This is a genomic window from Altererythrobacter sp. H2 (genome assembly GCF_035319885.1).
Lineage (GTDB): Bacteria > Pseudomonadota > Alphaproteobacteria > Sphingomonadales > Sphingomonadaceae > 34-65-8.
The window spans coordinates 264,803-290,836 of record NZ_CP141285.1; the positions used below are offsets into that span (position 1 = coordinate 264,803).

Sequence of the window (26,034 nt, forward strand, 5' to 3'; positions counted from 1 at the left end):
CGTGAGGACAATTATCTACGTCGGTGGGTTCGAGCTGCCGGATCGCAACGCGGCTGCGCAACGCGTAGCGAACAACGCCAAAATTCTGCAGTCTCTCGGTTACCGTGTGGTCTTAATAGGAGTGAGCCGCCAGCGCCCCTATGATCGCCGGCTCTATCCAGCGCATTGCACCGTCGCCGGAGTTGATGCGTGGGAAATCGGCTATCCGCTTGCTCAGAGAGAGTGGTTTGATGCCATTTCTGCGGTCTGGCCGTTAACCCGTGCCGTGGAGCAAGGCGTCGCCGCTCCTGACAATGTGGCCGCGGTGATTTGCTACAACCATCCGGCGGTAGCGCAGGCGAGAATTGCTCGACTAGCGCGCGGTTGGGGCGCGGCCGCTTTGGCCGATTGCACGGAATGGTATGCCCGCCGACCCTGGACCAGCCCTGCCAACGCTGTGAAGAATATAGACGTCGGCTTACGGATGCACGCCGTCAACCGGCGGATGGATGGCCTGATCACCACGGCACCTTTCATCAGCCGGCACTATGCTGGCGCTGGCCAGCCGATCATCGAGATCCCCACCCTGATCGAACCGCCGCCAGATGGATCTCCTGCTCCCCTTCCGCCCGGAGGACCGCTACCACTGGCCGCAATTGCATCTGGCTTCGGTGCCGCGAAGCGTCCGTCTGATATTCATGACCGGATCGACTGGATTATTGACCTGCTTGATGCGGTAGCCGCGCGGGGTGTAGACTTTCGTTTGCGTATCATCGGGGTTGATCGTGACGCTTACCTGCTTCTCTTCCCGCACCATGTAGCGGTGCTGGACCGGTTGGGCCCGCGCGTGGAGATGATGGGCCGACTACCCCGATCAGATGTGCTGGAGCTGCTTGCCGCATCAGCATTCTCGTTCGTGCTGCGGCATGAAAGCCGCGTGACATTGGCAGGCTTTCCAACGAAGTACTCCGAATCAATTACTTATGGAACGCCGTGTATCATCAATGCTCTGCCCAGTGTCAGAGCCTATCATGTCGAGGGCCAGACAGGCTTCTCCATCGACCCGCGCAATGGAGCCGAGGCAGTCGAGGCATTGCGACGCGTGCTGACGATGGATCGGGTTGCGATCGACGCGATGAAGCAGTATTGCCGCACGAGTGCGGTGTTCCAGGCGTCCACATTCGAGCCCGCCATGCAGACCTTCCTTCAATCAATCGGGGTAGCGCCGAGAACATGACCCCGTATCGGTTAAAGAACGCCCTGCTTGCGCCGTATCGTATGCTGCACGCCAAGCTCGATCCGGTAGGGTATGCGCAGTCCATCGGTGTGCGTATGCTGGGCCACGTTACGATATACGGGAGCAGCTATGATATGTTCAGCACAGAGCCTTATCTTGTGACCCTGCACGACAACGTGTTCATCAGCATCGGTGCCCGATTTATCTGTCATGATGGCGGCGTATTGCCTTTCCGCCGGGTCGAGCCCACCCTTGACCTTGCTGCTCCGATTACCGTCGAGGCCAACTGTTTCATCGGGACAGGCGCATTGATCATGCGTGGGGTAACAATCGGTAATAACTGCATTGTGGCCGCAAACGCCGTTGTCACCAAAGACGTGCCGGAAGGCACGATTGTGGGTGGGAACCCCGCCCGCGCCATCAGATCGACCGCTGAATACCTGGCAGCAGCGAGGACTCGGTCACTGGGTATTGGTCACATGGACGGAGACCGGAAACACCGGGAGTACAAGCGCATCTTTGGCATTGGCGACGATCAGTGACGAGGCCTCCGGCTCAATTGGCGACGTTTGGCACCTACACCCCTCTCAAGATCACAATCGCATATTTAGCAGCTACCTTCGCCTTGGTTGTGTTCGGGCCGGTGGACTATCTCGACATGCCGATCGGACTGACTGCGACATTCCTGCTAGCGGTCAGTGCGGCGATCGTGATTGGATATTCGATAGGTTCCCATGGCGGGCCAGTGCCGCGCGGCGACCCCCGCCGCACATCGTCAATCGTCCGCAAGCTTTTCGATCTGTCGCTGGCCATCGCACTGATTGCGATCATAGTCTCCATCATCGAGGCGCTTCTATCAGGTGCTGCCAACCTGAGCTTTTCCGGATTGGGGGAGGCTTATACAGCTGGATATGAGGGCTATGAACGTAATACAGGAAACTACTCAGCTTATTTCATTATTTACTCGTTGACATTACCTTTCACTTTCATTTCGTCCATTTGGGGGATTTATTATTTCAGAACGCTCGGCTGGAAAAGGGCCGGGTTGGTTGTTTTGCTTATTTTCTCGAATCTATTATTTCATGTACTTTTTTCGGGAAAGCAAAAGCAAGTGGGAGATCTGCTGATATATCTCAGTGCGGTCTTGATGATAAAATACGCTATCCGGGCGCGCCGGATAGACTTCAAGATGATCTTTGCCTCGATTTTTGCGGGGCTGCTCGCAGTGATGCTATTCGTCATCGTCCTTGGGCAGCGGTACGCGGCGCTGGGGGTGGATGCCGGCAACATCAACCAGCGCATTCTATACCGTGTAGCGTTCGATCAGGATCATCTTGTCTTCAAGTTGTTCGGCCCGGATCATGGGCTGAGCCTCGCTCTGTTCAGCACCTATCTGTCGCAGGGATATTACGGGCTGGGGCTGGCGATGCAGACGGACTGGGTCTGGACCCGGTTCAGCGGTTTTTCCTATTCGCTGTCGGTCCTTGTCAGCCGATTTTTGGGCTTTGAATGGCAATGGCCCAATACGCTGCTGCACCGCACCGGGCTGGAAACCGGCTGGGACGAAACTAAGTGGCACACGGTGTTTACCCATTTCGCCACGGATTTTACGTGGCCCGGGACGGTGGTCCTATTCGGAATCTTCGCGTTTGCCTATGCCCGTTGCTGGCTGACAGCAGTGCGTTTTCAGAATCCCTTCGCGATTTTGCTCTTTGCGCTGTTAACCATGGGCATGTTCTTTATGCCAGCCAACAACCAGTTGCTGCATTCACCTGGTCAGCTATTTACATTGTTAATGGTAGTATTTCTCTATCTAGCGAACGCTGGCCGCAGTTTTTTGCCCAACCCTATCGGCCGATCCAATCGTCCCTTTCAGACCAATAGGCATGCCACGGCAACGTGATAACAGCGTCATGATCTCGATCTGGATCCTGCTGTTGACCATTGCCGCTAAGCTGACGGCCGTGATCAAGGACGTCATCTTTGCCGGAGCATTTGGCGCAGGTGTAGACTCCGACGCATATTTTATCGCTAACCAGCTGCCCGGCATCGTTTGGTTATCTATTTACGGCACGATCGTCGCAGTATTCTTGCCACAATATGTGCAGGCGATGGCTAACCCGGCCGCTGCTGCTCGATTGGCCAACCAGACGGTCCGCTTTTATGCCTATGCTGCCGTGGTTCTCGCCGCGATGTGCTGGCTGGCAGCAGAATGGCTGGTTCTGCTGATCGCGCCAGCGGCTGACCAGCCGACCCGCGATCTGGCGACCCAGCTTACCCGGATCATGGTGCTCGGATTTGTATTGACCGGGTACGTGGGCGTTCAGAGCGCCATTCAGCAGGCCCACCGCAGCTTCTTGCCACCACTCGCCGTGCCGGTCATCAACAATGCCATCGCCACTGGCGCAGTCGTGCTCGCGTGGCTGTGGAGCGACGTAACCATCGCAGTGATAGGTGCGGTGAGCGCATATCTGGTGCAAGCAGTGATCCAACGCACTCAGACGCGGCGGTTCTATCGCACCGAGTGGAGTTGGCGCGTATCAGCCGATGTTTGGAAGCGACTTTCGCTCTTGTCCGGACCGGTACTGCTAGCGGTAGTGCTCGATCAGGTTAACCTCCTGGTGGCGAACGCCCTGGCATCCGGTTTTGGAACCGGCGCTATATCGCAGCTGAATTATGCCAGTCGGCTGACATTGCTCGTGGCAGGGGTGTTCTCATTTCTGGTTTCCTATCTCTTTTTTCCGGCACTTGCCTCTCATGCTAGCAAAGGCGAAGATGCGGCAAATGCACGGCTTCTGGCACGCGCGCTGGGTATGATCCTTACGGTTACCGCGCCTGTCGCGGCAGCGGCCATGGCCATGCGCAGCGACATCATCTCCCTCATTTATGCGCGGGGGGCTTTCAGCACCGACAACGTGACAGTGACGGCCGGTTTATTCGGCCTGCTAGGTTTGGGGATAATATTTATCTCGATGCGCGAGCTTTTAAATAGACTATTCTTCTCCTATCAGAAAACCTCTTATCCATTAATAATCGGATTGTCCGCTGTTTCGGTAAATATCGGCAGCAGTATATTTCTCTCGCGTCAGTTCGGCATATTTGGGATTGCAGCCGGTTCTTCAATTTCGGCTGCCTTCTTTTTCGCAGGGCAAATCATATTGATCCTGCTCTGGAAACCTCACCTTCTTAGTCGCGATATCGCAACCTACTTTATATCGGCGTGTGGAGCCGCAGCTGGCGCCTTTATGGTCGGGTCTGCGCTGGCCGAGGCTCTGGCATATTTGGCACTGCCGATCCGGCTGATCGCCGGGAGTATGGCGATTATGGCCATTTATGCCCTGCTGTTGATCCTGTTGTTACTCATTTGCGGAATGTCACCGCCGCGGTTCGTGCAGAAAATGCGGGGCACAGCGCCGAATGCCTCGAATATGTAGCATTACAGCCCCATGTGCTCCATCAATGCCGCGTTTACTGAGTCAACCGCGAATTTCTCCCGCGCCAGCGCGAGCGAGGCCGCCCCGTAACGGCTGCGAAGGCCGCCATCACTGCCGAGCCGCTCCATCGCTGCCTCCAGCGCTTTGGCATCCCGCACAGGCACAAGCAGCCCGTTATGGTCCTGCACCACAGTCTCGCGGCAGCCCGGAGCGTTGGTGGTGATGACGGGCCGGCCCATGGCCATGGCTTCAAGCACGCTACGCGGCGTCCCTTCACGGTACGAAGGCAGGACATAGGCGCTGGCTTGCCGCATGGCCGGGCGGATATCGTCCAGCTCGCCAAGAAACTCGATGCCGCCCTCCTGACAGCGGGCCAGTTCGGCTGCCGAAACGCCATCGGGACCCTGGTCGAGAAAACCCACCAGCAGGAAGCGCCAGTTGGGGTAGCGCCGCTTCAATGACAGCGCGGCGGCGGCATATTCCCGCACCCCCTTGGCCACCAACAGGCGGGCAATCATCAGGAAGACCGGAGCATCGGGCAGCGGCGCAGAGGAATAATGGGCAAGGTCGACCCCCGATCCGTTGACCATCCGGGCCTTGCCCGGATCGGCCAAACATCCGGCTGCAACCATGTCGGCCACGTCGTCGCCGTTCTGGAAGATCACCTGCTCGTTCGCATCCGTCGCCAGCCGATAGAGCAGCCGCGATAGCCGCATCGCCTGCTTCTGCACGAAAGTGCCGCTGTCGTAGAAGGCAAAGCCGAGACCGGTCACCATCGAGACGCTGCGGATGCCGAGCGAGCGCGCGGCGAGCGAGCCGAAGACATTGGGTTTGATGGTGTAGCCGATCACCAGGTCGGGCCGGACGCGCTGCATCAGCCGCCTGAGCGCGAGGAAATAGGCCGCCTGTCCACCGAGCCCGAGCCCGGTGCGCGAGAGTGGCAACTCATGGACCGTCGCACCCCACTGCGATAGCTGCCCCGCCACGGCGGGCGGCACATCGGGTGCGGTGCAATGGACACTGTGACCGCGCGCAATCATCGCCTGGATGAATGGGCCCCGGAACCTGATCAGCGAGGGGGCATAGGAGCCATTGAGGAGGACGATCATCGTTTTAACGGACGCGCCGGATTGCCGACCCAGGTTTCGCCTGCTGGCACATCCTTCGTCACCACTGCTCCCATGCCGATGATCGCGCCTGCGCCGATGGTCAGTGGCTTGTCGGGTGCTCCCTGACGCAGAATTGCGCCGGTTCCAATGTAGGCATGGTCATGCACATACACATTGCCGTTGCAATGCACACCGGGCGCAAAGGTCACATAGTCGCCAATCACGCAATCATGGGCTACATAGGAATAGATGTTGGCGTGGAAATGCCGGCCAATGCTGGCATTAGACGTGACCTGAACGTAACCGCAGAGGATTGCCCCTTCAGCTATCTGGTTACCATCGCCGACCAGTACCGAAGGGTCGATCAGGCTCGGCGTCGGAATTCCGGACTCAGCGCAGCGACGGTCGAGCTTCTGCCGCGTATGCGAATTAGCGATAGCGATAGCTACCGACTTCTCACCGTCCAGCGTCAGGAAGTCGTCCCAACCGAACACCGCCTCGCCGTTCGCCAAGGTCCCGCGGGCCATATCGTCGATAAAGACCATGCGAGTACCCGGTGAGGCCATCCGTCGAGCAAGCGGCAGGACTTCCCGTCCAAAACCGCTGGCCCCGTAAATTCCTATGATCATCTGTTCTCTCCCTTGGTGCCCTCGAACCGGGGCATGGTGGCCTCACCGGCCGCGCTGATCCCGTCGCGCTGCAACACCTTGAGCGCGGTCATTGCGAGTATTTTCAGGTCGAGCGCCATTGAGCGCCGCTCGACATAGTCGATGTCAAAGGCAAACTTCTGTTCCCAGCTGATCGCATTGCGGCCGTTAACCTGCGCCCAGCCGGTTACCCCCGGCCGCACCTCGTGGCGGCGGGCCTGCTCCGGGGCATAGAGCGGCAGGTATTCCATCAGGAGCGGGCGCGGGCCGACGAAGCTCATCTCGCCGCGCAGGATGTTGATCAGCTCGGGCAGTTCATCGAGACTGCTGGCACGCAGGAACCGGCCGAACCGGGTCAGCCGCTCCGCATCGGGCAGCAGCGATCCGTCAGGCCCACGCGCATCCGTCATCGTGCGAAATTTGAGGATCTCGAAGGGCTTGCCGTGCATTCCCGGCCGTTGCTGGCGGAACAGCACGGGCGATCCAAGCTTGACCCGGACGAGCACCGCCGTCCCCAGCAAAACCGGAGCGAGCACCACAAGCAGTACGCCGGCCAGCACGAGATCGAAGAGGCGTTTCACAATGCTGCCCCACCCGTCGCGTACCAGGCCCGATTGAGCAAACGCCTTCGCAGCCGTGCCCAAGGCGTGGGCCGGTGGGGACTTGTTGGCGGCGTTGATGCCAAGTGGCAAACTCCCTCGCTGTAGGCGTAGCCCTCTATGGGCTCCAGCCCGCGCGGGCAAGCGCGTTACCGGGCTCGGAGAACCTGCTAACGCTTGATTTGTGCCCGGCATTCGGGCAACCGACACGCCCGGAACGCGGACCAACCGGTCAGCGAACGGACAGGACATCCCATGCTCGGCACATCGGTGGCTCCCTGGCCATCCTACAGCCAGGACGAAGCGGATCGGGTGGCGGCAATCTTGCTGTCAGGCCGGGTAAACCAATGGACCGGCGAGGAAGTGCGCGCGTTCGAACGCGAGTTCGCGCAATTTGCCGGGACCGCGCATGCGATCGCGCTCGCCAACGGGACACTGGCACTGGACCTTGCCCTGAAGGGCCTGGGGATAGGCCCAGGCGACGAAGTCATCGTTACCCCGCGCACTTTCATCGCCTCTGTTTCCTGCGTGGTCAACGCGGGCGCGACACCCGTGTTTGCCGATGTCGATCGTGACAGCGGCAATATCTCGCCCGCCACTATTGCCCCTTGCCTCACCGAGCGCACGAAGGCGATCATCCCGGTTCATCTGGCCGGCTGGCCGTGCGACATGTCCGGGATCATGGCCCTGGCCGAATCGCGCGGGCTCTATGTGATTGAGGACTGCGCCCAGGCGCATGGGGCAATGGTAGACGGGCGTCCGGTGGGCAGCATCGGCCACGCCGGAGCATGGTCGTTCTGCCAGGACAAGATCATGACGACCGGCGGCGAGGGCGGGATGGTAACCTGCAATGATGCCGACCTGTGGGCGCGCATGTGGTCATTCAAGGACCACGGAAAATCCTACGAGGCCGTGTTCCATCGCGAACATCCGCCGGGCTTCCGCTGGCTGCACGAGTCCATCGGGACGAACTGGCGCATGCTTGAAATGCAGGCGGCGATCGGCCGTATCCAGCTCGGCCGGATGCTGGAATGGAGTGCGCGACGCAAAGCCATCGCAGCCCGTTATGCCGAGATGCTCGAGCCGTTTGCCCATGGCGTTCGCGCTCCGCAGCCTGCTCCCGAACTAACCCACGCTTGGTACCGCTTCTACGCATATGTTGTGCCCGAATCGCTGGCTCCGGGCTGGAGCCGGGACCGGATCGTGTCCGAGGTCGCAGCCAGGGGCGTGCCCCTGCTGCATGGCAGCTGTTCCGAAGTCTACCTCGAGAAAGCCTTCGACGGCACCGGCTGGCGGCCTCTGCAGCGCCTCCCCAACGCCCGGGAGCTGGGGGAAACGAGCCTGATGTTCCTGACCCATCCAACCCTTACCGATACCGATGTTGACCGCATCTGCGATGCGGTTGGTTCGGTCCTCAGCCAAGCCATCGCCTGACCATTGAACCGCGCCGCTGGCGCCGTTAAAGCCGCGCGCGGTCCCGGCCTGGACCACCCCCAATCCCTGCGAGGAGAAACACAGTGACGAACAGCCTTAGCCATGTGACCGTGATCGGTCTGGGCTACGTCGGATTGCCCCTTGCCGTGGCACTGGCCAAGAAGTTCCCCACCACCGGTCTCGACGTTGACCGCAAGCGCGTGGCGGAGCTTCACACAAACCATGACCGTACCGGCGAAATCGAGCCGGACCGTCTAGCTGCCTCCTCGCTGGCGGTAACAGCCGAGCCCGCCGAGTGCCCGCCATCCGATTTCTACATCGTCACCGTGCCGACCCCGATCGACGAGGCCAACCGGCCGGATCTTTCCATTGTCCGCGCGGCATCCCGCACAGTCGGTGCGATGGTGCGCCAGGCGGTTGACGCCGGACTGACCCCGATCGTTGTCTACGAGAGCACGGTCTATCCCGGCGTGACCGAAGACATCTGCGGGCCAATCCTGGAGGAAGTGTCCGGCAAGCGTTGCGGGCAGGATTTCTTCCTCGGCTACAGCCCGGAGCGGATCAATCCGGGCGACCGCGAGCACACCATCGACCGGATCACCAAGGTCGTCTCCGGCCAGACGCCCGAGGTGCTGGACAAGGTTTCCGATCTTTATTCGGCCGTGACCACCGGCGGCACGTTCCGCGCCGCCTCGATCAAGGCAGCAGAAGCGGCCAAGGTAATCGAGAACGCGCAGCGCGATATCAACATCGCCTTCATGAACGAAATCGCCCAGATCTTCGGCAAGATGGACCTTTCCGTGTGGGACGTGCTGGCCGCGGCCAACACCAAATGGAACTTCCTGCCCTTCACGCCGGGTCTGGTGGGTGGCCACTGCATCGGGGTCGATCCCTACTACCTCTCGCACCGCGCCGAAGAGCTGGGCCATGACCCCAAGGTTATCCTGGCCGGACGGGACGTGAACGACGGTATGGCTGACTGGGTTGCCAGCCAGCTTCACGCCGCCTGCGGCGAGAAAGCCGGCAAGGCGCTGGTCTTGGGCCTGACCTTCAAGGAAAACGTCCCCGACCTGCGCAACTCCAAGGTCGCCGACCTGATCGGCAGCCTGGCCAGCCGCGGCCACACCGTGACCGTGCATGACCCGCGCGCCGATGCGGCCGAGGCAGAGCACGAGTACAGCCTGACGCTGGATAGTGATGCCCTGTCCCGCCAGTACGACCTGGTCCTGCTCGCCGTGCCGCACAGCGAGTACATCGACATGGGTGAAACCGCGCTGCGCGGCCTGCTGGCCGAAGGCGGCGTCCTGGCCGACATCAAGGGCGTGCTGGCAAACGCCGATTTCAGGCTCTGAGAGGACTTACAATGCGCAAGGTACTCGTCACCGGCAGCGCCGGGTTCATCGGCTTTCATCTGTCGCGCCTGCTGCTCGAGGAAGGCTTTGCCGTCGTCGGCTTTGACGGGATGACCGACTACTATGATGTACGGATCAAGGAGCGGCGGCACCAGATGCTGCTCCAGAACCAGCATTTCAGCGCCCACATCGGGATGCTGGAGGACTTCGACCGGCTCCACGCCCTGTGCATGGAAGAAAAGCCGGACGTCATCGTCCATCTCGCGGCACAGGCCGGGGTGCGCTACAGCCTAGAGAACCCGCGCGCCTATCTCGATGCCAACATCATCGGCACCTTCAACGTGATGGAATGCGCGCGCGAGCTGGGCGTCGATCACCTGCTGATGGCCTCGACCAGTTCGGTCTACGGTGCCAACGAAGACATGCCGTTCGACGAGCTGGAGCGGGTCGAGACGCCGATGACCTTCTATGCCGCGACCAAAAAGGCCAACGAATCGATGGGCCACAGCTATGCCCACCTGTGGAATCTGCCGACCACGATGTTCCGGTTCTTCACGGTCTATGGCCCGTGGGGCCGCCCGGACATGGCGCTGTTCAAGTTCACCAAGGGAATCCTGAACGGCGAGCCGATCGACATCTACAACCACGGTGAGATGTACCGCGATTTCACTTACGTCACCGATCTGGTGCGCGGCATCCGCCTGCTGATCGACGCAGCCCCGGTACGCCCTGACAGCCGCGCGGACATTCCCGAAGGCGACAGTCTCTCCCCGGTCGCGCCCTTCCGGGTGGTCAACATCGGCAACAGCGACAAGGTCCGCCTGCTCGACTTCATCGAAGCGATCGAACAGGAATGCGGGATCGAGGCCAAGCGCAACTACATGGACATGCAGAAAGGCGACGTCCCCGCAACCTGGGCCAACGCCGACCTGCTCAAGCGTCTGACCGGGTACAAGCCCGAGACCGGCTATCGCGAGGGCATCCGCCAGTTCGTCGCCTGGTACCGGGATTACTACGCGGTCTGATCAACTCGCCAGACGCAGGCCCGGCTTGCTCGGCTCCATTGAGGAATCGGGCCAGATTCCGCGCGTGTCATAGACCACCGCGCTGGCGCGTTCTTCCAATGGCACCACGCGGAACACGTCGTGGTCGACCAACACGATCAGCACGCCGCAGGTCTCCAGCGCAGTGTCGAGGTCGACCAGCTCTGCGCCGGTGCCGTCGAATTCCTTCGGCAGCGCGGTGGCATAGGGCTCCACCACGTTGACCCGCTCGCCAAACTCGCGCGCGAGACTGGCCGCGACATAGCGCGCCGGACTTTCGCGGAAATCGTCGATATTGGCCTTGAAGGCGAGGCCCATGCAGGCAACCGGGACGCCCGGATTGGCCTCGATCAGAGCAGTTGCGCGCGCCAGCACGTGGTGCATCTTGGCATCGTTGATCTCGCGCGCGGCGCGGATGATGCGCGATTGCTCCGGTGCGCCATGGACGATGAACCACGGATCGACCGCAATGCAGTGCCCGCCAACGCCTGGACCGGGCTGGAGAATGTTCACGCGCGGGTGCCGGTTGGCGAGGCGGATCACTTCCCACACGTCGAGGCCCATTGTGTCGGCAATCATCGACAGTTCGTTGGCGAAGGCGATGTTGACGTCGCGGAAGCTGTTTTCGACCAGCTTGGTCATCTCCGCGCTGCGGGCATCGGTGGTGACGCAGGTGCCGCGCACGAACAGCTTGTAGAAAGCCAGCGCCTTGCGCGCACAGCGGGGCGTGATGCCGCCGATCGAACGGTCGTTGTGGGTCAGTTCCTCGAGGATCCGCCCCGGCAGCACCCGCTCGGGGCAGTAGGAAATGGCGACATCGGGCGTGTCAGTCGTTTTGCCCGGTAGCTTGAGGTCGGGGCGCAGTCCGGCGATCAGGTCCCGCATCGCTTCTGTCGTGCCGACCGGCGAGGTCGATTCGAGAATCACGCAGTCACCCTTTTTGAGCACGCCGGCCACTTCGGTTGCGGCCGCCATGACATAGGAGACGTCAGGGGTGTGCTGGCCGTCCTTCGCAAACGGGGTGGGGACCGCAATCACGAACACGTCAGCGGGGACGATCTGAGTCGAAGCGCGCAAGAGCCCGCGCTGGACGACGCCGCGGACCAGGCCGTCGAGATCGACTTCCTCGATATGGATCTCGCCCCGATTGATCGTGTCGACCACATGGTCGGACACGTCGATCCCGGTCACCCGGCAATTGGCCCGCGCGATAATCGCGGCGGTCGGCAGGCCGATATAGCCGAGCCCGATGACGCAGACGGTTGGTTTGGTATCGCCCTGCATGAAATTCCTGCCTCCGGTGGTCTGGCACCGCCATAGGCAGGGGTGGTAAATATGCCGTTTACCCGGCCAGTCCTCGATCGGCGAGAAGCTCGGCGATGCGCTGGCTCGATTTGCCGTCACCGAAGGGATTGTGCGCCCGGGCCATCGCCTCGTAGGCATCGGTATCATCGAGCAGGCGGGTGGTTTCCGCGACGATCCGGTCAGCGTCTGTCCCGACCAGGCGCGCTGTTCCTGCCGCCACCCCTTCGGGCCGCTCAGTCGTCTCGCGCATCACCAGCACCGGTTTGCCTAGGGCCGGCGCTTCTTCCTGCACCCCGCCGCTGTCGGTCAGCATCAGCGTGCTGATTGCGATGAGGCGGGCAAAGTGCGGATAATCGAGCGGTTCGATCAGCGCCACATTATCGAGGCCGGCCAGTTCAGCGTTCATCACCGCACGGACGTTGGGGTTGAGATGGACCGGGAAGATCACCGCCACATCGGGCCTCGCGGCCAGCCGCTTCACGGCGTCGGCAATGCCGCGCATCCCCTCACCGAAGTTCTCGCGTCGATGGCTGGTCATGCCGATGATCCGCTTGCCGGCAAACCGCTGCTCGAGCCCGGCCAGCCCCTGTGCGAGAGAGGGTTCCTGCGCGATTCGCGCCGTGATCCAGTGCAGCGCGTCGATCACCGTGTTACCGGTGACGTGGATCGTGGCGGGATCAATATTCTCCCGCCGCAAGGCCTCTGCGGCCGTTTCGGTGGGAGCGAAGTGGAGCGCGGCGAAGCTGCCGATCACCTTGCGATTGACCTCTTCGGGCCAGGGATGGTGGATGTTCCCGCTGCGCAGGCCCGCTTCGACATGGACCACCGGAATCTTGCGGTAATAGGCCGCAAGCGCGCCGCACATGGCCGTGGCCGTATCACCCTGGACCACCACCACGTCGGGTTTCTCCAGGTCCATCACCGCACCGAGCCCGGTGAGCAAGCGGGCTGTGAGCGCATCGAGCGTCTGATCCGGCTGCATGACGTCGAGATCGTGGTGCGGCACCACTCCTGCAATTTCGAGCACCTGATCGAGCATGCCGCGGTGCTGGCCGGACACGCAGGTGCGGGACCGGAAGCGAGGATCGTCTTCCAGTGCATGGATCAACGGAAACAGTTTTATGGCTTCCGGCCGGGTGCCGAAAACGGTGAGGATGGTGCGGGGTGTGCTCATGCGCCCGCCCCTAGCGCAATTTGGTTAACGCCCCATAGGCAGCGGCAGAGCGGCCTCTACTGGCCGTCAGGTCCTGGGGCGGTTTCTTCGGAAACCGGGCGCTCGTTTGGCAGTTCAGCCGCACGTTCCCGTTCCAGGCGCTCCATATATTCGCGTTCGATCTGCTCGACCCGCGCCTGCTGCTCGGCGGCTGTCTGGTCGATTTGCGACAACCGGTCAGCCCGGGCGGACGCAATCAGCTCGCTGAAACGGATGTCGGCTCCATCGGCCCGATCGCCATAAGCGGCGCGGATCATCTGCTGGGTGCACCCGGTGAATCCGCCCACCCCGGCGGGCGAGCACGACATGGTGCCAAAGTCGCCGATCATCTCCAGCTTCTCGACCCGCTGGGTCCAGGCCGTGTTGGCGGGATCTTCGCTGAAGCGCAGGTTGGGCGGAATGCGGAACCGATCTTCCTCGGGCATGCGGGCTACAACGCAAATCTCGCCCGCCGGGCATTCCGGCGCGGCATCGTCTCCATAGACGATCGACATCCGCACGTCGTCGGTAACGGCATCCTGCGCGGCCAGTGGCAAAGCGAGTGCCATGCCTGCTAGGCTGAGGGCGGCGGTGAGGCGGTTCATGGCCAGGCTCCTTGTCGTTCCTGCGTGGGCGCACGGCTATCGGCGCCGGTTCCGGAAAAGCGCTATATAGGCGCTCCCGGCACTGAACTCCAGATGAAGCGGGTCAGATGCGCTCGGCAAGACGGATTGCAACCCGGCAGCCGAGCCGGATCGCGCCCGACAGGAGCGGGTAGGCCGGTGCCCGTTCCGCCCCAGCCGCCAGAGCCGCATCGCGGTGATCGCGTTCGTCCTCGCGGAACTCGGCAATCATCCCGGCAAGTTCCGGGTCAGCATTGGTCGATTCCAGCTCGTCCAGCTGTTCGGAATAGTGCCGGTCGATCTCCTCTTCGACCGCTGCGGTGCAGGCCATCGCTGCTTCCGGGCCGAGCAGGGCCGTGCCTGCGCCCAGGGCAAAGCCTGCGGCCGACCAGAACGGCTGCAACACCGTGGGGCGTACCCCGCGCCGCGCCATCAGGGCATCGAACTTGGCCCGGTGAACCGCTTCCTGTTCTGCCATGTGGCGGATCTCGGCAGAAAGCGGATGCCGGTCACCCATGACGGCCAGCTGCCCGGCGTAAATGCGGGTCGCACCGAATTCGCCCGCCTGATCGACCCGGATCATCCGGTCGGTCGCGGGACGGGCATCGCCGGAAGACGTGTGGGGGGCAGGCATCAGCGGTGGCGCTCCTTGGTCAGCAAAGCCAAGATGGCGATCCCGGCCCCGGTCGAAAAGAGAAAATTGAAGCCGGCCAGCGAAATGCCCAGCAGCGTCCATGGGGCCGCATCGCAGCGGACCAGCGGCGCCGCCAGAATATTGTCGAGCGCGCTGCCCCCGCCATCCGGCACTGCCGTGGCGCAACCGGTGATGCCTTCCCACCAGCCATATTCAACGCCGGCATGGAAACCGCCGATCAGCCCCGAGGCCAGCACTGCCAGCCCCGCGAGGGAAACCCACAGGCGGGCCGGAGGCAGGCGAAACGCGACAACAGCCAGCGCAACCGCCAGGAAATGGGGATAGCGCTGCCACCAGCACATTTCACAGGGGTAGAGCCCCAAGCCCAGTTCCGAAATGTAAGCCCCCGCCAGCAGCAGGGCCGGAACGCCGAGTGCCAAGCGGCGCGCCACGACCAGACGATCGGAAGTCAACTGGGCAGCCCCCCGGATCAGTTGCGACGAACGATGGTGCCGCCAGACGTACGGCGCAAGGTCTCCATCGCGTAATGAAGCTGGAAGTCTTCCACCCCCTGTTCCTTCAACTGGGCCGAGGTCAGCTGGAAGCGCGGGTCGTCGCGCTTGTCCCGTTCGAGCTCTTCGTCTTTCAGTGAGGCTTCATTGACGAGGTGGCCGCGCAGGTCCGATTCGCGCATCAGAAAACGAGCGCGTTTCTCCCGGTCCGGATCCGACAGCTGCGGCACCGCAATGTCCGGCTTGATCCCGCCTTCCTGTACCGAATTCCCGGCCGGGGTGTAGTAACGGGCCGTAGTCAGCTTAAGCGCGGCATCGTTGCCCAGCGGCAGCAGTGTCTGCACGCTGCCCTTGCCAAAGCTGCGGTCGCCCATGATCACGGCGCGGCGATGGTCCTGCAGTGCACCGGCAACAATTTCGGATGCCGAAGCGGAACCGGCGTCAATCAGCACCACCATCGGTACGTTCTTGGCAATCTCGCCGGGGAAGATCGTCTCGGCATCATAGGAGAACGATTCGCTGCGCAACCTGCCCCGCTGGGACACGATCCGCCCGCTCGACAGGAACAGGTCGCTCAGCGCCACTGCTTCGTCGAGCGAACCACCCGGATTGGACCGCATATCGAGTACCAGCCCCGACAGGCCGCCGCGCGCCTCGGCATCGAGCGCCTTCCAGGCCGCGAAGACGTCCGAGCCGACGTCGCGCGAAAATTCGTTGACGGTGATGACGCCGATCCCGCCCGCTTCCAGCTTGTGCGTGACTGGTTCAAGCTCGATCACCCCGCGGGTAACCGTCACGTCGAACGGCTCGTCCCGGCCAGGCCGGAAAAGTGTCAGCCGGATGCTGGTTCCCGCCGGGCCGCGCATCTGCCGCACCGCGTCGTCCAGATCACCGCCGTAAATCAGCTTACCATCGAGATGGGTGATGAAATCGCCCGCCTTGACCCCTGCATCCATTGCCGGGCTGCCCCGGAACGGCGAGATCACCTTGACCGCCCCGTCTTCCATCTGGACCGACAGGCCGAGGCCCGAATAGTTGCCGTCGATCATGGTTTCGAGCCGCTGCAACGATGCACCGTCAAGATAGCCGGAATGCGGATCGAGCGACGCCAGCATGCCATCGATGGCCCCGCGGATCAGCTTTTCATCCTCGACGGGCTCGACATAGCTGGTCTTGATCCGCTGGTAGACGGCAAACAGGCGCGAAAACTCCGGCCCGGCGCGCCCGTCAACCTGGGCCATTCCGGCGGTCGTGGCCGGGATGATGGCCACGGCAGTGACCAGGGCAGCAGACTTGAGGAAGGCGGCGAACTTCATGGGCATGGGACTCCTGATCGTCCTATCCTATCCCCTGCACCGGCTTAACGCCAGATGACCTTTCCGGGGCTGTACCATGCGGGGGCGGCGCTGCATTGCGTCAGCGCAGCTGATCGAGCGGATTGACCGGCTTCCCGTTGCGGCGAAGTTCCAGGTTGATCAAAGGCGTGCCTGCCCCGGCGACACCGAGCGGGGCGCCGCCCACCAGCATATCACCCACCGCGACATCGGTTCGTGCAAGGCCGGTAACCAGGCTGACCCAGCCGCCATCATGTTCGACAATCACGATTCGGCCATACCCGCGATAAGGGCCGGCAAACGCTACCCGTCCGCCGGCAGGCGTCACCACCTGCGCTCCGCTGCGGGGTGCAATGGCGATGCCCTTGCTGACGAGGCCGGTGCCCAGCACCGAGCCGAAGCCTGTCACCGTGCGGCCGCTTACAGGTAACTGGTATCCCTCGGGCGCCCCGGTCGAAAGAGCTGACGGGGCGGTTTCACCAACCTCCGCGATGCGCGGCTGGGCCGGGCGAAGGACCGGCCCGGGCAAGGCGGCGAGATCGGCGCGCAATCCGGCAGCTTCGTCCAGCTGCTCGACCAGAGCATCGAGATCACGCGCTTCTTCGGCCATGGCCAGCGCGCGCTCGCTTTCCCGGGCAGACGCGCTGTTGGCCTGACGTGAGGCAAGCCGCTGGCGGGTTTCCAGTGCCGCCAGCCGCTGGCGCCGATCGGCCAGCTCGTCTTCGTTTGTGCGCAGGGCGGCCAGAGCCTGCCGCGCTTCGCGCTCCAATCGTCGGCCACGGTCGATTTCAGCCCGCAGGGCTGACGTGCGCCGCCTCACCTCGGGCATTGTCGTCTCCAGCATGGCGCTGAGATAGACGGTTTCCCGCAGCGAGCCGGGCCTCAGGGCGGAAAGCGCCACTGGCCGCCGGGCCAGTTTCTGCAAGGCGGCCGTCAGGCGAAGGAGCGGTTCGCGCCTCTCGGCAAGGCGGCGCTCAAGCTGGCCGCGCTGCCCGTCGATCAGGCTGAGCCGCGCTTCGGCTGCGTCAATCCCCGCCTCGGCCTGCTGGATCCGGGCCGCGAGAGCGGCTGCTTCGCGCGCGGTCTTCTCGGCCGCTTCGGTCGCTGCCCGCGCTTCGCGCTCCAGCCGGACGCTGCGCCGTTCGGCCTCGGCTGCCTGGGCCTGCGCGCGAGCCAGCGCGGCGCGCGTTTCAGCGGGCTGGACAAAGGCGGCATCCCGCTGGGCCAGACCGGCCGCAGCCAGGCTGGCCAGTATCGGCACGATGATCAGAAAGGCGCGGGGTCTGGACACCGGGTCACCCTGCCCGATGATAGGGGTGCCCGGCAAGGATGGTGGTGGCGCGGTAGATCTGCTCCATCAGCATCGCCCGGGCGAGAAGATGGGGCCAGGTGGCCTTGCCGAAGGCAAGCAGGAGATCGGCCTGTTCCCGCTCTGCGCTGCTATGGCCGTCTGCCGCGCCAAGCACGAAGCGCGTCTCGCGGACACCGTCGTCCCGCCAGCGGCCAAGCTGCCGGGCCAGTTGGTCCGAATCGAGGTCGCGCCCCCGTTCGTCCAGCAGGACCAGCCTTGCAGGGCTGCCCAGGTCAGGCGCCTTGCCGCCCGAATCAGGCAGTTCGGTCAGCTTGAGCGGCCAGCTGATCCGCCTGGCGTAACGCTCGACCAGATCTGCTTCAGGCGACCGGCCGAGCTTGCCCCGGGCAACGACGTGCAGCAGCATGGACTGTCGGCTTCAGGCCGGGCCCGTTGCCGCTGTCAGGGGCGCATCGCCGAAGGCCCACATCCGTTCCAGATTGTAGAAACTGCGCACTTCGGGCCGGAACAGGTGGACGACCACATCGCCCGCATCGATCAGGACCCAGTCGGCTGCAGGCAGGCCTTCCAGCCGCACGGGGCCGAGGCCCGCCTGCTTGATCTTTTCCGCCAGTTTCTGCGCCATGGCGGCGACCTGACGGGTGGAGCGGCCCGACGCGATGACCATGTGATCGGCAATGGTGGACTTCCCCGCCAGCGGAATGGAGACGAGGTCCTGCGCCTGGTCCTCGTCGAGCTGGCCGATTACCAGCGCATGGAGCGATCCGGGTTCGGTTTCGATGTCAGTCACAGGCCGGGTTCCGGGAAAATCCGGCGGCAGATGGGTTTGCGCCTCGGTCATGGGCGAATACGGTGCTCCTGTAGGGTGAGGTAAGGGGAAGGGAGGGACGGGTGAGCGGCATGGCGACCTAGCGCCCTCCGCTAACGTCGATGAGCTGGCGGGTGATTGAATCCCGGACGGACTGGTCAGACATGCGCATCGCCCATTCAGGATCGGCCCGGCGGATGTCGGTGGCCGAGCGGCTGTCAGGATCAAAGCGGAGGATTGCCAGTGCCGGTGAACTCCATTTGCCCGGTCGGGAAAGGCTGGTCGGCGGAACACGGAACCGCCGGAGCCAGGCCATCGCTGGGCTGGCGAAAGCGGATGCATCATAACCCGGCCGGGCGATAATCGCAATCGGCATAGTCCGCGCGATCCGGCGCCAGTCGCGCCAGAGGTGGAACTGGGCCAGATTGTCCGCTCCCATCAACCAGACGAACTGCTGGCGGGGATAGCGGCGGCGCAGCGCAGCGAGAGTATCGACCGTGAAGCGCGTGCCCATTGCCTGCTCGATCGCGGTCACCCGGATCGGTGCCCGCCGGGCCGCCCGAACCGCCGCGTGCATCCGCTTGGCAAGGGGGGCCATACCAGCCCGGGGCTTGAGCGGGTTGCCCGGCGACACCAGCCACCACACCTCGTCGAGACCCAGCGCTTCGAGCGCGAACAGGCTAATCCGACGGTGGCCTCCATGGGCCGGGTTGAAGCTGCCTCCGAGCAGGCCGATCCGCTGCGCTTTCACACGCTGGCCTTCACGGGCGGGTCTGCCCGGTGCCGCGCACCTGCCACTTGTAGGTCGTCAGCCCTTCCAGTGCGACAGGTCCGCGCGCATGAAGCCGCCCGGTCGCGATGCCGATCTCCGCCCCCAGTCCGAATTCGCCCCCATCGGCATACTGGGTCGAGGCGTTGACCATGACGATTGCCGAATCGACCTCGTCGAGGAAGCGTTCGGCGGCGGCGTCATCCTGAGTCACGATCGCTTCGGTGTGGCCAGAGCTGTGCCGGGCGATGTGGTCCATCGCTGCATCCAGCCCGTCGACCACGGCGACTGACAGGATCGCGTCGAGGTATTCGGTGCCCCAGTCGGCTTCCGCCGCAGGCAGGATGCGCGGATCGAGCGCCCGCGCGCGGGGATCACCGCGCAGTTCGCAACCACCTTCGATAAGTGCTGCACAGACTTGCTGCGCGCCAGCGAACCGCGCATCGATCAGCAGGGTTTCCATGGCCCCGCAGATGCCGGTCCGGCGCAGCTTGGCATTGACCGCGATCGCCTGCGCCATTGCCGGATCGGCGTCGTGATGGAGGTAAGTGTGGCAGATCCCGTCGAGGTGGGCGAGCACCGGCACCCGGGCATCGGCCTGGACCCGGGCCACCAGGCCCTTGCCGCCGCGCGGAACGATCATGTCGATCAGGCCCGCTGCCGCGAGCATGGCGCCGACCACTGCCCGATCCTGATCAGGGACAAGCTGGACCGCAGCAGACGGAACGCCGCCTTCGGTCAGGCCGCGAACCATGGCTGCATGGATGGCGCGGTTGGAATGGACCGCTTCGCTTCCCCCGCGCAGCAGCACGGCGTTGCCCGAGCGGACGCACAATGCCGCAGCATCGGCCGTCACGTTGGGGCGGCTCTCGTAGATGATCCCGATCAGGCCGATCGGGATGCGGACCCTGCTCAGGCGCAATCCGCTGGGTTGCTCGCTCTGGTCGATGATCTCGCCCACCGGATCAGGCAGAGCCGCAACCTGCTCCACCGCATCGGCGATCCCCGCCAGCCTGGCGGAGTCGAGTCGCAACCGGTCAAGCATGGCTGGGGCCAGACCAGCTGCAGCACCGGCCGCCAGATCGACTTCATTGGCTGCAAGAATCCCGTCTTCAGCCAGCCGAAGGGCTGCCGCAGCAGCGCGCAGGGCGTGAGCCTTTGCAGCGTCGCTCATCTGCGCCAGCTGGCGCTGGGCCTGACGCCCCTCCCGCGCCAGACTGGCGACGATTTCAGCGGGTGTCGATAGGGTGGTTTGGACAGTCATCAGCGCTCCCTAGCAAGCCGAATCGGACCTGTCAGGCAGCGAGTATCGATTCCCTCAGCGGATGACGGTAATGAGCCGCGCAAGCGCCCATCTCCGATTGGTTCCCGCCGCAATCCTCGTTTCATCGCGCGACTCCGTCGGCTCGCCCCTCTGTCAGGTTAACCGATTCGACCTGTCAGAATTGGTCTGTTACGGGCCCGCCAACGAAAACGCAGGGACGTGGGGTCGCCGCATTGAAAACATCTCTTGCCGCAGGCAGATGGCAAAGCCGCCTGCGTGACTGGTTTCCGGACCGCGAGTTCTTCATGCGGTCCAATGGCCAGGTTCGCTTCATCAGGATTTCGTCGAAGGTCCAGCTCGTCGCTGCCGGCATCGCGCTTGTTGCGTTGCTGGCCTGGGCCATCTCGCTCGCGGTCATGGGCTGGGCGCAATATCGCGCGCAAGCTGACCGCTGGTCGCTGCTGGAACGCGAAGCTCAGGTCGCCCAATCGGAAGAGCGGGTCAACGCCTATCGCGACAACCTGAGCGACGTGACCGAAGACCTCGCCAAGCGCCAGCAGTTCCTCGAACAGATGGTCGAAGCTCTGCCCGAAGATGTCACGCCCGACGACACGGTGACCGATTCGTCGAGCGAGTCGGCGGCCACGATCGACAAAGTCAGCAGCGCGATACCCGAAGCAGGCGAACTGGCCCGGATCGAAGCGCGGCAACTGGCACTGGTGGAGCGGTTGACCCGCTTCGCCGACGGCCGTGCCAGCCGCGCGGCCATTGCGATCCGCAAGCTCGGGCTCGATCCTGCCGTGATGCTCCGGGCGGCTGACCAGGATGCCGTGGGCGGTCCGCTCGAACTCCTGGCTACCGGCCGCGATGGCACGATCGATCCGCGGTTCGAGCGGCTCGGCCTCAGCCTCGCACGGATGTCAGCTCTGGAACGCGGGCTCGATGGCATTCCCCAGGTGCGGCCTGCTGCCATCGCCGAGATTTCTTCCAGCTTCGGCTATCGCCGCGATCCTTTTACCCGCGGAGCAGCGATGCATTCGGGGATCGATTTCCGGGGGCCGATCGGTGCGCCGATCTATGCCGCTGCCGATGGCGTGGTCACCTTCGTCGGTGTGAAGTCGGGTTATGGCAACACGGTGGAGATCAGCCACGGCAACGGCATGATGACCCGCTACGCGCACATGTCACGCTTCGCCGCCCGGACGGGGCAGAAAGTTGCCGCCGGGGACCAGATCGGCGGAATCGGCAACACCGGCCGTTCAACCGGCCCGCACCTGCACTTCGAGGTCCGTATAAACGATCGCGCGGTCAACCCACGCCCCTTCCTGGAGATGGCACCCAATGTTCTCGAAGAAGCCCGCCGAGACCCGGCAAGCGCCCGGGCACTCGCCCGCAACAAGACAGGGCAGGCACGTGGCCAGCAGTAGTTCCACTTTCTCCGTGATCGGCGCGGACGTGACGATACGCGGCGATGTCATCGCTTCGACCGAACTCCATGTCGATGGATCGATCGAAGGCGACATCCAGTGCGCCTCGCTGGTTCAGGGCGAAAGCAGCACGATTACCGGCGCAGTGACGGCGGAAAGCGCCCGGCTGGCTGGCCGCGTAGTCGGCAGCATCACGGCGCGCGAGCTGGTCGTGCTGCGCTCGGCGCGGATCGAGGGCGATGTGCACTACGATGCGCTGACCATCGAACAGGGGGCACAGGTCGACGGCCGCTTTGCCCACCGCGTCCCTGGCAAGACGGACAGTGGTAAAGTTGCCGAGCCGGTCCTGACCCTCGCCAACTGAGCGTTTACAGCACTTCCGCGCGCAGGGCCTTGCGGTCTAGCTTGCCGATGATGGTGCGCGGCAAGGCATCTCGGACGACGACCTGATCGACCCGCTCGTGCTTGCCGACGCGGGTGTTGAGCCATTGCTTGAGCGAATCGGCATCTGCCGCCCCGGGTTCCACCAGAGTTATGTAAACGCGGGGGACTTCGCCCAGATATTCGTCGGGCACTCCGATCACCAGCGCTTCCTTGACCGCCGGGTTCTGCAGGATCACGTCCTCGACCTGGCTGGGGAAGACCTTGAACCCGCCCACCGCGATCATGTCCTTGATCCGGTCGACAATCTCGAGGAAGCCGTCCGCATCGATGGTAGCGACATCGCCTGTCCGCAGCCACCGCTTGCCCTGGTGTTCGACAAACACCTCGGCATCGGTTTCCGGACGGTTCCAGTAACCGCGCATCACCTGGGGCCCGTGGATGGCCAGTTCTCCCGGCTCGCCCTCCGGCGCCAGCCGTGTCGGGTCACCCTTGTCCAGCAGCAGCACCTCGGTGCCGGCCACGACCTGCCCGATGGTGCCTTTCTTGCGCGTTCCTTCGTAGGGGTTGGCCGACACCACACCCGCGCTTTCCGTCAGGCCATATCCCTCGACCAGCCGCACCCCCGTCACCGCCTCGAAGCGGTCGTGCACCGGCGCGGGCATGGGGGCTCCGCCAGAGATGCAGACCTTGAGCGAGGACAGGTCGGTCTTTGCAAGGTCCGGATGGTCCAGCATCGCCTGGAACATCGTCGGCACGCCGGGAAAGCCGGTGGTGCGATACTTCTGGATAGTGCGCAGGACCTGCTTCGTCTCGAACCGGGGGACCATGGCGATCGACGCGCCCGTCGCTACGGCGTGGTTGAGTAGCGCGGTATTGGCGAAGACATGGAAAAAGGGCAGCGCGCCCATGAACACTTCCTTGTCGACCTGGCCAAACGGGTTGATGGCCGCGACCTGCTGGGCGTTCATCACCAGCTGGCTGTGGCCGAGCATCGCGCCCTTCGGCCGCCCCGTCGTACCACCGGTATATTGCAGCAAGGCGAGGTCGGTGGCGGGATCCAGTGGAACCGGGACCGGTTCGGCCAAGGGCGTGCAGTCCTGCCAGGGCAGTACATTGCCGCTCCATTCGACCCTGGCGATCTTGCTCCGGCCGAGTGTCCTGAGCAGCAGGCCCTTGGCCCACGGCAGCATCTGCGCCAGCGATCCGACCACCAGCGTATCGAGCGAAGACCCTGCCAGCACCGCCTGCGCGGTCGCATGAAGCTCAGGCACATCAAGTGTGACCAGCAGCCGGGTGCCACTGTCCTCAACCTGCCAGGCCAGTTCTTCGACCGTATAGAGCGGTGAAAAGTTGACGACGATCGCCCCCGCCATCATCGCTCCGTAATAGGCCGAGGCATAGATCGGCACGTTGGGCAGGAACAGGCCGACCCGGTCGCCTTTGGTCACGCCAAGCGCCTGCAGACCCGCCGCGAACTGCTGCGCCTCGGCAAAGATTTCGCCGTAACTGTAGGTCCGGCCAAGGAAATGCAGGAAGGGCGCCTGCGGGTTGGCGCTGGTTGACCGCTCCAGCAACTGGGGCAGCGTCATCAGCGCAAAGCGCGTGTCCCACGGGGTCGGGTGATGGTAGGGGAGCTTGCTTACATCCATGTCAGCATGGATGACGCATCCCCTTCACCCGTTCAAGCGCAAACGGCGCAGCAGGTTTGCCCGGACCGGAACCAGACCCCGGACCAACGGCTTGCGAGAGCGCCGCTTACTCGCCGCTGGCTTCACCGGCCCGCTTGGCTTCGAGCCAGGCTGCGGCTTCCGCTTCCTGCGCTGCCTCGGCAGCGGCCTTGCCGGCCTCTTCGCGTTCAGCGCGCAGTTCCGCAATCAGCTTGTCGCGATCGGAGGTGTCTTCTGCCGCAATCTCGGCCAGCTCGGGCGCCTCGGCGGTGCCGGCCTTCTTGGCAGCCTTGGCCACCATCGCGTCAAGTTCGCGCTGCGAACACAGGCCGAGTGTAACGGGATCCTTCGGCTGAATGTTGGCGATGTTCCAGTGGCTGCGATCACGGATCGCCGCAATCGTGTTGCGCGTGGTCCCGATCAGCTTGCCGATCTGCGCGTCAGTGATTTCCGGATGGTTGCGCAGGATCCAGGCGATGCCGTCGGGCTTGTCCTGCCGCTTGGACACCGGAGTGTAGCGCGGACCCTTGGTGCGGGTCGCCTCGACCGGAGCCTTCTGCATCTTGAGGCGATAGGCGGGATCGGCCTGACCGCGCTCGATTTCGGCCAGCGTCAGTTCGCCCGAATGCAACGGATCACGCCCGGTGTACTTGCTGCCGGCCAGATCGTCAGCCATGGCCTGCACTTCGAGGATGTGGATGCCGCAGAAATCAGCGATCTGTTCAAAGCTGAGCGCGGTGTTGTCAACTAGCCAGGTGGCAGTGGCATGCGGCATCAGCGGGGTGGGTTGGGCCATTGTCGTTTTCCTGAGAATAAAGGGCCTGAAAATAGAAGGGCCGCCCCTTTCCGGAGCGGCCACGCTGGCGCGATCTAGGCCATGCGCGGCCTGAGGGCAAGCGCTTAGGCGGTCAGGGCCGCTTCGTCCAAGGCCACCAGCCCGGCAACGAACTGGTCGGTCGCCGCTTCCCAGCTGAACTGGGTAGCATAAGCAATGCAGGCGCGGCGGTCGCAATACAGCGCGGCGTCGATCGCCCGTTCGAGCTGTTCGGACAGCGCGCCGACAGCCTCGGTGACCACGTCTACCGGGCCCGGCACGGGATAGGCCGCGACTGGCGTGCCGCAGGCAAGCGCCTCGATCATGACCAGACCGAACGTGTCGGTCCGGCTGGGAAAGACGAACACGTCGGCCCCGGCAAAGCAGCCGGCCAGCTCGGCCCCGCTGCGGCGGCCAAGAAAGTGCGCCTGGGGAAAGCGGGCCTGCAACGAAGCAAGCTCCGGCCCGTCACCGACCACCACTTTGCTGCCAAGGTAAGGGCAGGCAAGAAATGCCTCGATGTTCTTCTCCACGGCCACCCGCCCGACATAGAGCTGGATCGGGCGGGGCAGGTCTGCAAACAAGCCGGGCGGCTTGGCATCAGGCGTGAAACAGGCCAGATCGACACCCCGGCTCCAGTGGTGCAGCCGGTCCAGGCCGTTGGCGCGCAGTTCCTGGCGGATCGAGCCGGTTGCGACCATGATCCGCTGCGCCGGGCGGTGAAACCAGCGAATATAGTGCCAGAACAGAGAGGGCGAGAGGCCGGTCCGCCGAGCCACATAATCCGGGAACTGGGTGTGGTAGGCAGTCGTGAACGGAATGCCTCCGGCAACGCAATAGCGCCGCGCGGCGATGCCGAGCGGCCCCTCGGTCGCTATGTGAACCGCATCGGGGTTGTGGGCAGCAAGCTGTGCGGCAACCGCACCTGGGCGCGGCAGAGCGAGGCGGATTTCCGGATAGGTCGGGCAGGGCAGGGACCGAAACTGGTCCGGTGCCACCACCATGATGTCATGGCCACGCGCGCGCAGCAGATCGCAGGTGGCCGTCAATGTACGGACGACGCCGTTCATCTGGGGCAACCATGCATCCGTGACGATGGCGATCCGCTGGGGGAACGGTGCGCATGCAGCGTCTCCGAAGGGAAAGCCGGTCATC

26 protein-coding genes are annotated in these 26,034 nt (G+C 63.6%); 9 read left to right on the forward strand and 17 right to left on the reverse strand.

Annotation, left to right across the window (positions count from 1 at the left end):
* Position 1 precedes the first annotated feature (1 nt).
* The 4 genes from U4960_RS01285 to U4960_RS01300 all read left to right on the forward strand — a co-directional run bounded on the left by U4960_RS01285 (position 2) and on the right by U4960_RS01300 (position 4,650).
* Positions 2-1,216 (forward strand): glycosyltransferase, encoded by a 1,215-nt coding sequence (locus U4960_RS01285; RefSeq protein ID WP_324261809.1) that lies wholly within the window; start codon positions 2-4, stop codon positions 1,214-1,216.
* Positions 1,217-1,257: 41 nt separating this feature from the next.
* Positions 1,258-1,758 carry an acyltransferase gene (locus U4960_RS01290; RefSeq protein ID WP_324261810.1) on the forward strand — a complete coding sequence of 167 codons (501 nt, stop codon included), beginning with the start codon at positions 1,258-1,260 and terminating at the stop codon, positions 1,756-1,758.
* A gap of 101 nt (positions 1,759-1,859) precedes the next feature.
* A complete protein-coding gene (locus U4960_RS01295) occupies positions 1,860-3,119 on the forward strand; it encodes a hypothetical protein (protein ID WP_324261811.1) in 1,260 nt (419 codons plus the stop codon).
* Between the two features lie 10 nt (positions 3,120-3,129).
* Positions 3,130-4,650, forward strand: coding sequence for a lipid II flippase MurJ (locus U4960_RS01300; RefSeq protein WP_324261812.1), 1,521 nt, complete (start codon positions 3,130-3,132; stop codon positions 4,648-4,650).
* A gap of 2 nt (positions 4,651-4,652) precedes the next feature.
* On the opposite strand, the gene U4960_RS01305 is transcribed toward U4960_RS01300, so the two are convergent.
* The 3 genes from U4960_RS01305 to U4960_RS01315 are packed head-to-tail and all read right to left on the reverse strand — an operon-like array spanning position 4,653 to position 6,987.
* Entirely contained in the window at positions 4,653-5,759 is a 1,107-nt protein-coding gene (locus U4960_RS01305; RefSeq protein ID WP_324261813.1) for a glycosyltransferase family 4 protein, read from the reverse strand.
* Positions 5,756-6,388, reverse strand: coding sequence for an acetyltransferase (locus tag U4960_RS01310; protein ID WP_324261814.1), 633 nt, complete (start codon positions 6,386-6,388; stop codon positions 5,756-5,758). The genes U4960_RS01305 and U4960_RS01310 overlap by 4 nt, the downstream gene beginning before the upstream one ends.
* On the reverse strand, positions 6,385-6,987 hold the full coding sequence (locus tag U4960_RS01315) for a sugar transferase (protein WP_324261815.1): 603 nt from the start codon (positions 6,985-6,987) through the stop codon (positions 6,385-6,387). Before U4960_RS01315 ends, U4960_RS01310 begins: the two co-directional genes overlap by 4 nt.
* A 273-nt stretch (positions 6,988-7,260) precedes the next feature.
* On the opposite strand from U4960_RS01315, the gene U4960_RS01320 reads away from it, so the two are divergent.
* From U4960_RS01320 to U4960_RS01330, 3 genes are all read left to right on the forward strand, one after another.
* Positions 7,261-8,439 carry a DegT/DnrJ/EryC1/StrS family aminotransferase gene (locus U4960_RS01320; RefSeq protein WP_324261816.1) on the forward strand — a complete coding sequence of 393 codons (1,179 nt, stop codon included), beginning with the start codon at positions 7,261-7,263 and terminating at the stop codon, positions 8,437-8,439.
* Positions 8,440-8,522: 83 nt separating this feature from the next.
* Complete coding sequence (locus U4960_RS01325; RefSeq protein ID WP_324261817.1) at positions 8,523-9,791, forward strand: nucleotide sugar dehydrogenase; 1,269 nt, start codon at positions 8,523-8,525, stop codon at positions 9,789-9,791.
* A gap of 11 nt (positions 9,792-9,802) precedes the next feature.
* Complete coding sequence (locus U4960_RS01330; RefSeq protein WP_324261818.1) at positions 9,803-10,816, forward strand: NAD-dependent epimerase/dehydratase family protein; 1,014 nt, start codon at positions 9,803-9,805, stop codon at positions 10,814-10,816.
* On the opposite strand, the gene wecC is transcribed toward U4960_RS01330, so the two are convergent.
* From wecC to U4960_RS01385, 11 genes are all read right to left on the reverse strand, one after another.
* The gene (gene wecC / locus U4960_RS01335) at positions 10,817-12,118 is read right to left on the reverse strand and encodes a UDP-N-acetyl-D-mannosamine dehydrogenase (RefSeq protein ID WP_324261819.1); all 1,302 of its coding nucleotides are present in this window, start codon (positions 12,116-12,118) and stop codon (positions 10,817-10,819) included.
* 58 nt (positions 12,119-12,176) lie between these two features.
* Complete coding sequence (gene wecB / locus U4960_RS01340; protein WP_324261820.1) at positions 12,177-13,313, reverse strand: non-hydrolyzing UDP-N-acetylglucosamine 2-epimerase; 1,137 nt, start codon at positions 13,311-13,313, stop codon at positions 12,177-12,179.
* Between the two features lie 56 nt (positions 13,314-13,369).
* A complete protein-coding gene (locus tag U4960_RS01345) occupies positions 13,370-13,936 on the reverse strand; it encodes a hypothetical protein (RefSeq protein WP_324261821.1) in 567 nt (188 codons plus the stop codon).
* A 103-nt stretch (positions 13,937-14,039) separates the two neighbouring features.
* Positions 14,040-14,588, reverse strand: a complete 549-nt coding sequence (locus U4960_RS01350; protein WP_324261822.1) for a demethoxyubiquinone hydroxylase family protein — start codon at positions 14,586-14,588, stop codon at positions 14,040-14,042.
* Positions 14,588-15,061, reverse strand: coding sequence for a disulfide bond formation protein B (locus U4960_RS01355; RefSeq protein WP_324261823.1), 474 nt, complete (start codon positions 15,059-15,061; stop codon positions 14,588-14,590). Before U4960_RS01355 ends, U4960_RS01350 begins: the two co-directional genes overlap by 1 nt.
* A 17-nt stretch (positions 15,062-15,078) precedes the next feature.
* Entirely contained in the window at positions 15,079-16,416 is a 1,338-nt protein-coding gene (locus U4960_RS01360; protein ID WP_324261824.1) for a S41 family peptidase, read from the reverse strand.
* 100 nt (positions 16,417-16,516) lie between these two features.
* The gene (locus tag U4960_RS01365) at positions 16,517-17,725 is read right to left on the reverse strand and encodes a murein hydrolase activator EnvC family protein (protein ID WP_324261825.1); all 1,209 of its coding nucleotides are present in this window, start codon (positions 17,723-17,725) and stop codon (positions 16,517-16,519) included.
* A 4-nt stretch (positions 17,726-17,729) separates the two neighbouring features.
* On the reverse strand, positions 17,730-18,152 hold the full coding sequence (locus tag U4960_RS01370; RefSeq protein ID WP_324261826.1) for a 23S rRNA (pseudouridine(1915)-N(3))-methyltransferase RlmH: 423 nt from the start codon (positions 18,150-18,152) through the stop codon (positions 17,730-17,732).
* Positions 18,153-18,164: 12 nt separating this feature from the next.
* Positions 18,165-18,587: a ribosome silencing factor gene (gene rsfS, locus U4960_RS01375; protein ID WP_324261827.1), complete on the reverse strand. Its 423-nt coding sequence runs from the start codon at positions 18,585-18,587 to the stop codon at positions 18,165-18,167.
* Positions 18,588-18,654: 67 nt separating this feature from the next.
* Positions 18,655-19,305, reverse strand: a complete 651-nt coding sequence (locus tag U4960_RS01380; protein ID WP_324261828.1) for a nicotinate-nucleotide adenylyltransferase — start codon at positions 19,303-19,305, stop codon at positions 18,655-18,657.
* Positions 19,306-19,315: 10 nt separating this feature from the next.
* The gene (locus U4960_RS01385) at positions 19,316-20,587 is read right to left on the reverse strand and encodes a glutamate-5-semialdehyde dehydrogenase (RefSeq protein WP_324261829.1); all 1,272 of its coding nucleotides are present in this window, start codon (positions 20,585-20,587) and stop codon (positions 19,316-19,318) included.
* A gap of 305 nt (positions 20,588-20,892) precedes the next feature.
* On the opposite strand from U4960_RS01385, the gene U4960_RS01390 reads away from it, so the two are divergent.
* Entirely contained in the window at positions 20,893-22,014 is a 1,122-nt protein-coding gene (locus tag U4960_RS01390) for a M23 family metallopeptidase (protein ID WP_416379130.1), read from the forward strand.
* Positions 22,001-22,378, forward strand: coding sequence for a bactofilin family protein (locus U4960_RS01395; RefSeq protein ID WP_324261831.1), 378 nt, complete (start codon positions 22,001-22,003; stop codon positions 22,376-22,378). Before U4960_RS01390 ends, U4960_RS01395 begins: the two co-directional genes overlap by 14 nt.
* A gap of 4 nt (positions 22,379-22,382) precedes the next feature.
* Here the strand turns inward: U4960_RS01395 and U4960_RS01400 are convergent, their stop codons facing one another.
* The 3 genes from U4960_RS01400 to U4960_RS01410 form a co-directional block, all read right to left on the reverse strand.
* Complete coding sequence (locus U4960_RS01400) at positions 22,383-24,047, reverse strand: long-chain-fatty-acid--CoA ligase (protein WP_324261832.1); 1,665 nt, start codon at positions 24,045-24,047, stop codon at positions 22,383-22,385.
* 106 nt (positions 24,048-24,153) lie between these two features.
* A complete protein-coding gene (locus tag U4960_RS01405; protein WP_324261833.1) occupies positions 24,154-24,861 on the reverse strand; it encodes a DUF1013 domain-containing protein in 708 nt (235 codons plus the stop codon).
* 104 nt (positions 24,862-24,965) lie between these two features.
* Entirely contained in the window at positions 24,966-26,033 is a 1,068-nt protein-coding gene (locus U4960_RS01410; RefSeq protein ID WP_324263150.1) for a glycosyltransferase family 4 protein, read from the reverse strand.
* Position 26,034 lies beyond the last annotated feature (1 nt).

Coding starts and splice junctions, on each gene's coding strand:
- U4960_RS01290 (WP_324261810.1), top strand. CDS start 1,258: ATGCTGCACGCCAAGCTCGATCCGGTAGGGTATGCGCAGTCCATCGGT.
- U4960_RS01300 (WP_324261812.1), top strand. CDS start 3,130: ATGATCTCGATCTGGATCCTGCTGTTGACCATTGCCGCTAAGCTGACG.
- U4960_RS01305 (WP_324261813.1), bottom strand. CDS start 5,759: ATGATCGTCCTCCTCAATGGCTCCTATGCCCCCTCGCTGATCAGGTTC.
- U4960_RS01310 (WP_324261814.1), bottom strand. CDS start 6,388: ATGATCATAGGAATTTACGGGGCCAGCGGTTTTGGACGGGAAGTCCTG.
- U4960_RS01320 (WP_324261816.1), top strand. CDS start 7,261: ATGCTCGGCACATCGGTGGCTCCCTGGCCATCCTACAGCCAGGACGAA.
- U4960_RS01330 (WP_324261818.1), top strand. CDS start 9,803: ATGCGCAAGGTACTCGTCACCGGCAGCGCCGGGTTCATCGGCTTTCAT.
- wecC (WP_324261819.1), bottom strand. CDS start 12,118: ATGCAGGGCGATACCAAACCAACCGTCTGCGTCATCGGGCTCGGCTAT.
- wecB (WP_324261820.1), bottom strand. CDS start 13,313: ATGAGCACACCCCGCACCATCCTCACCGTTTTCGGCACCCGGCCGGAA.
- U4960_RS01345 (WP_324261821.1), bottom strand. CDS start 13,936: ATGAACCGCCTCACCGCCGCCCTCAGCCTAGCAGGCATGGCACTCGCT.
- U4960_RS01350 (WP_324261822.1), bottom strand. CDS start 14,588: ATGCCTGCCCCCCACACGTCTTCCGGCGATGCCCGTCCCGCGACCGAC.
- U4960_RS01360 (WP_324261824.1), bottom strand. CDS start 16,416: ATGAAGTTCGCCGCCTTCCTCAAGTCTGCTGCCCTGGTCACTGCCGTG.
- U4960_RS01370 (WP_324261826.1), bottom strand. CDS start 18,152: ATGCTGCTGCACGTCGTTGCCCGGGGCAAGCTCGGCCGGTCGCCTGAA.
- rsfS (WP_324261827.1), bottom strand. CDS start 18,587: ATGACCGAGGCGCAAACCCATCTGCCGCCGGATTTTCCCGGAACCCGG.
- U4960_RS01385 (WP_324261829.1), bottom strand. CDS start 20,587: ATGACTGTCCAAACCACCCTATCGACACCCGCTGAAATCGTCGCCAGT.
- U4960_RS01390 (WP_416379130.1), top strand. CDS start 20,893: ATGCGGTCCAATGGCCAGGTTCGCTTCATCAGGATTTCGTCGAAGGTC.
- U4960_RS01400 (WP_324261832.1), bottom strand. CDS start 24,047: ATGGATGTAAGCAAGCTCCCCTACCATCACCCGACCCCGTGGGACACG.
- U4960_RS01405 (WP_324261833.1), bottom strand. CDS start 24,861: ATGGCCCAACCCACCCCGCTGATGCCGCATGCCACTGCCACCTGGCTA.
- U4960_RS01410 (WP_324263150.1), bottom strand. CDS start 26,033: ATGACCGGCTTTCCCTTCGGAGACGCTGCATGCGCACCGTTCCCCCAG.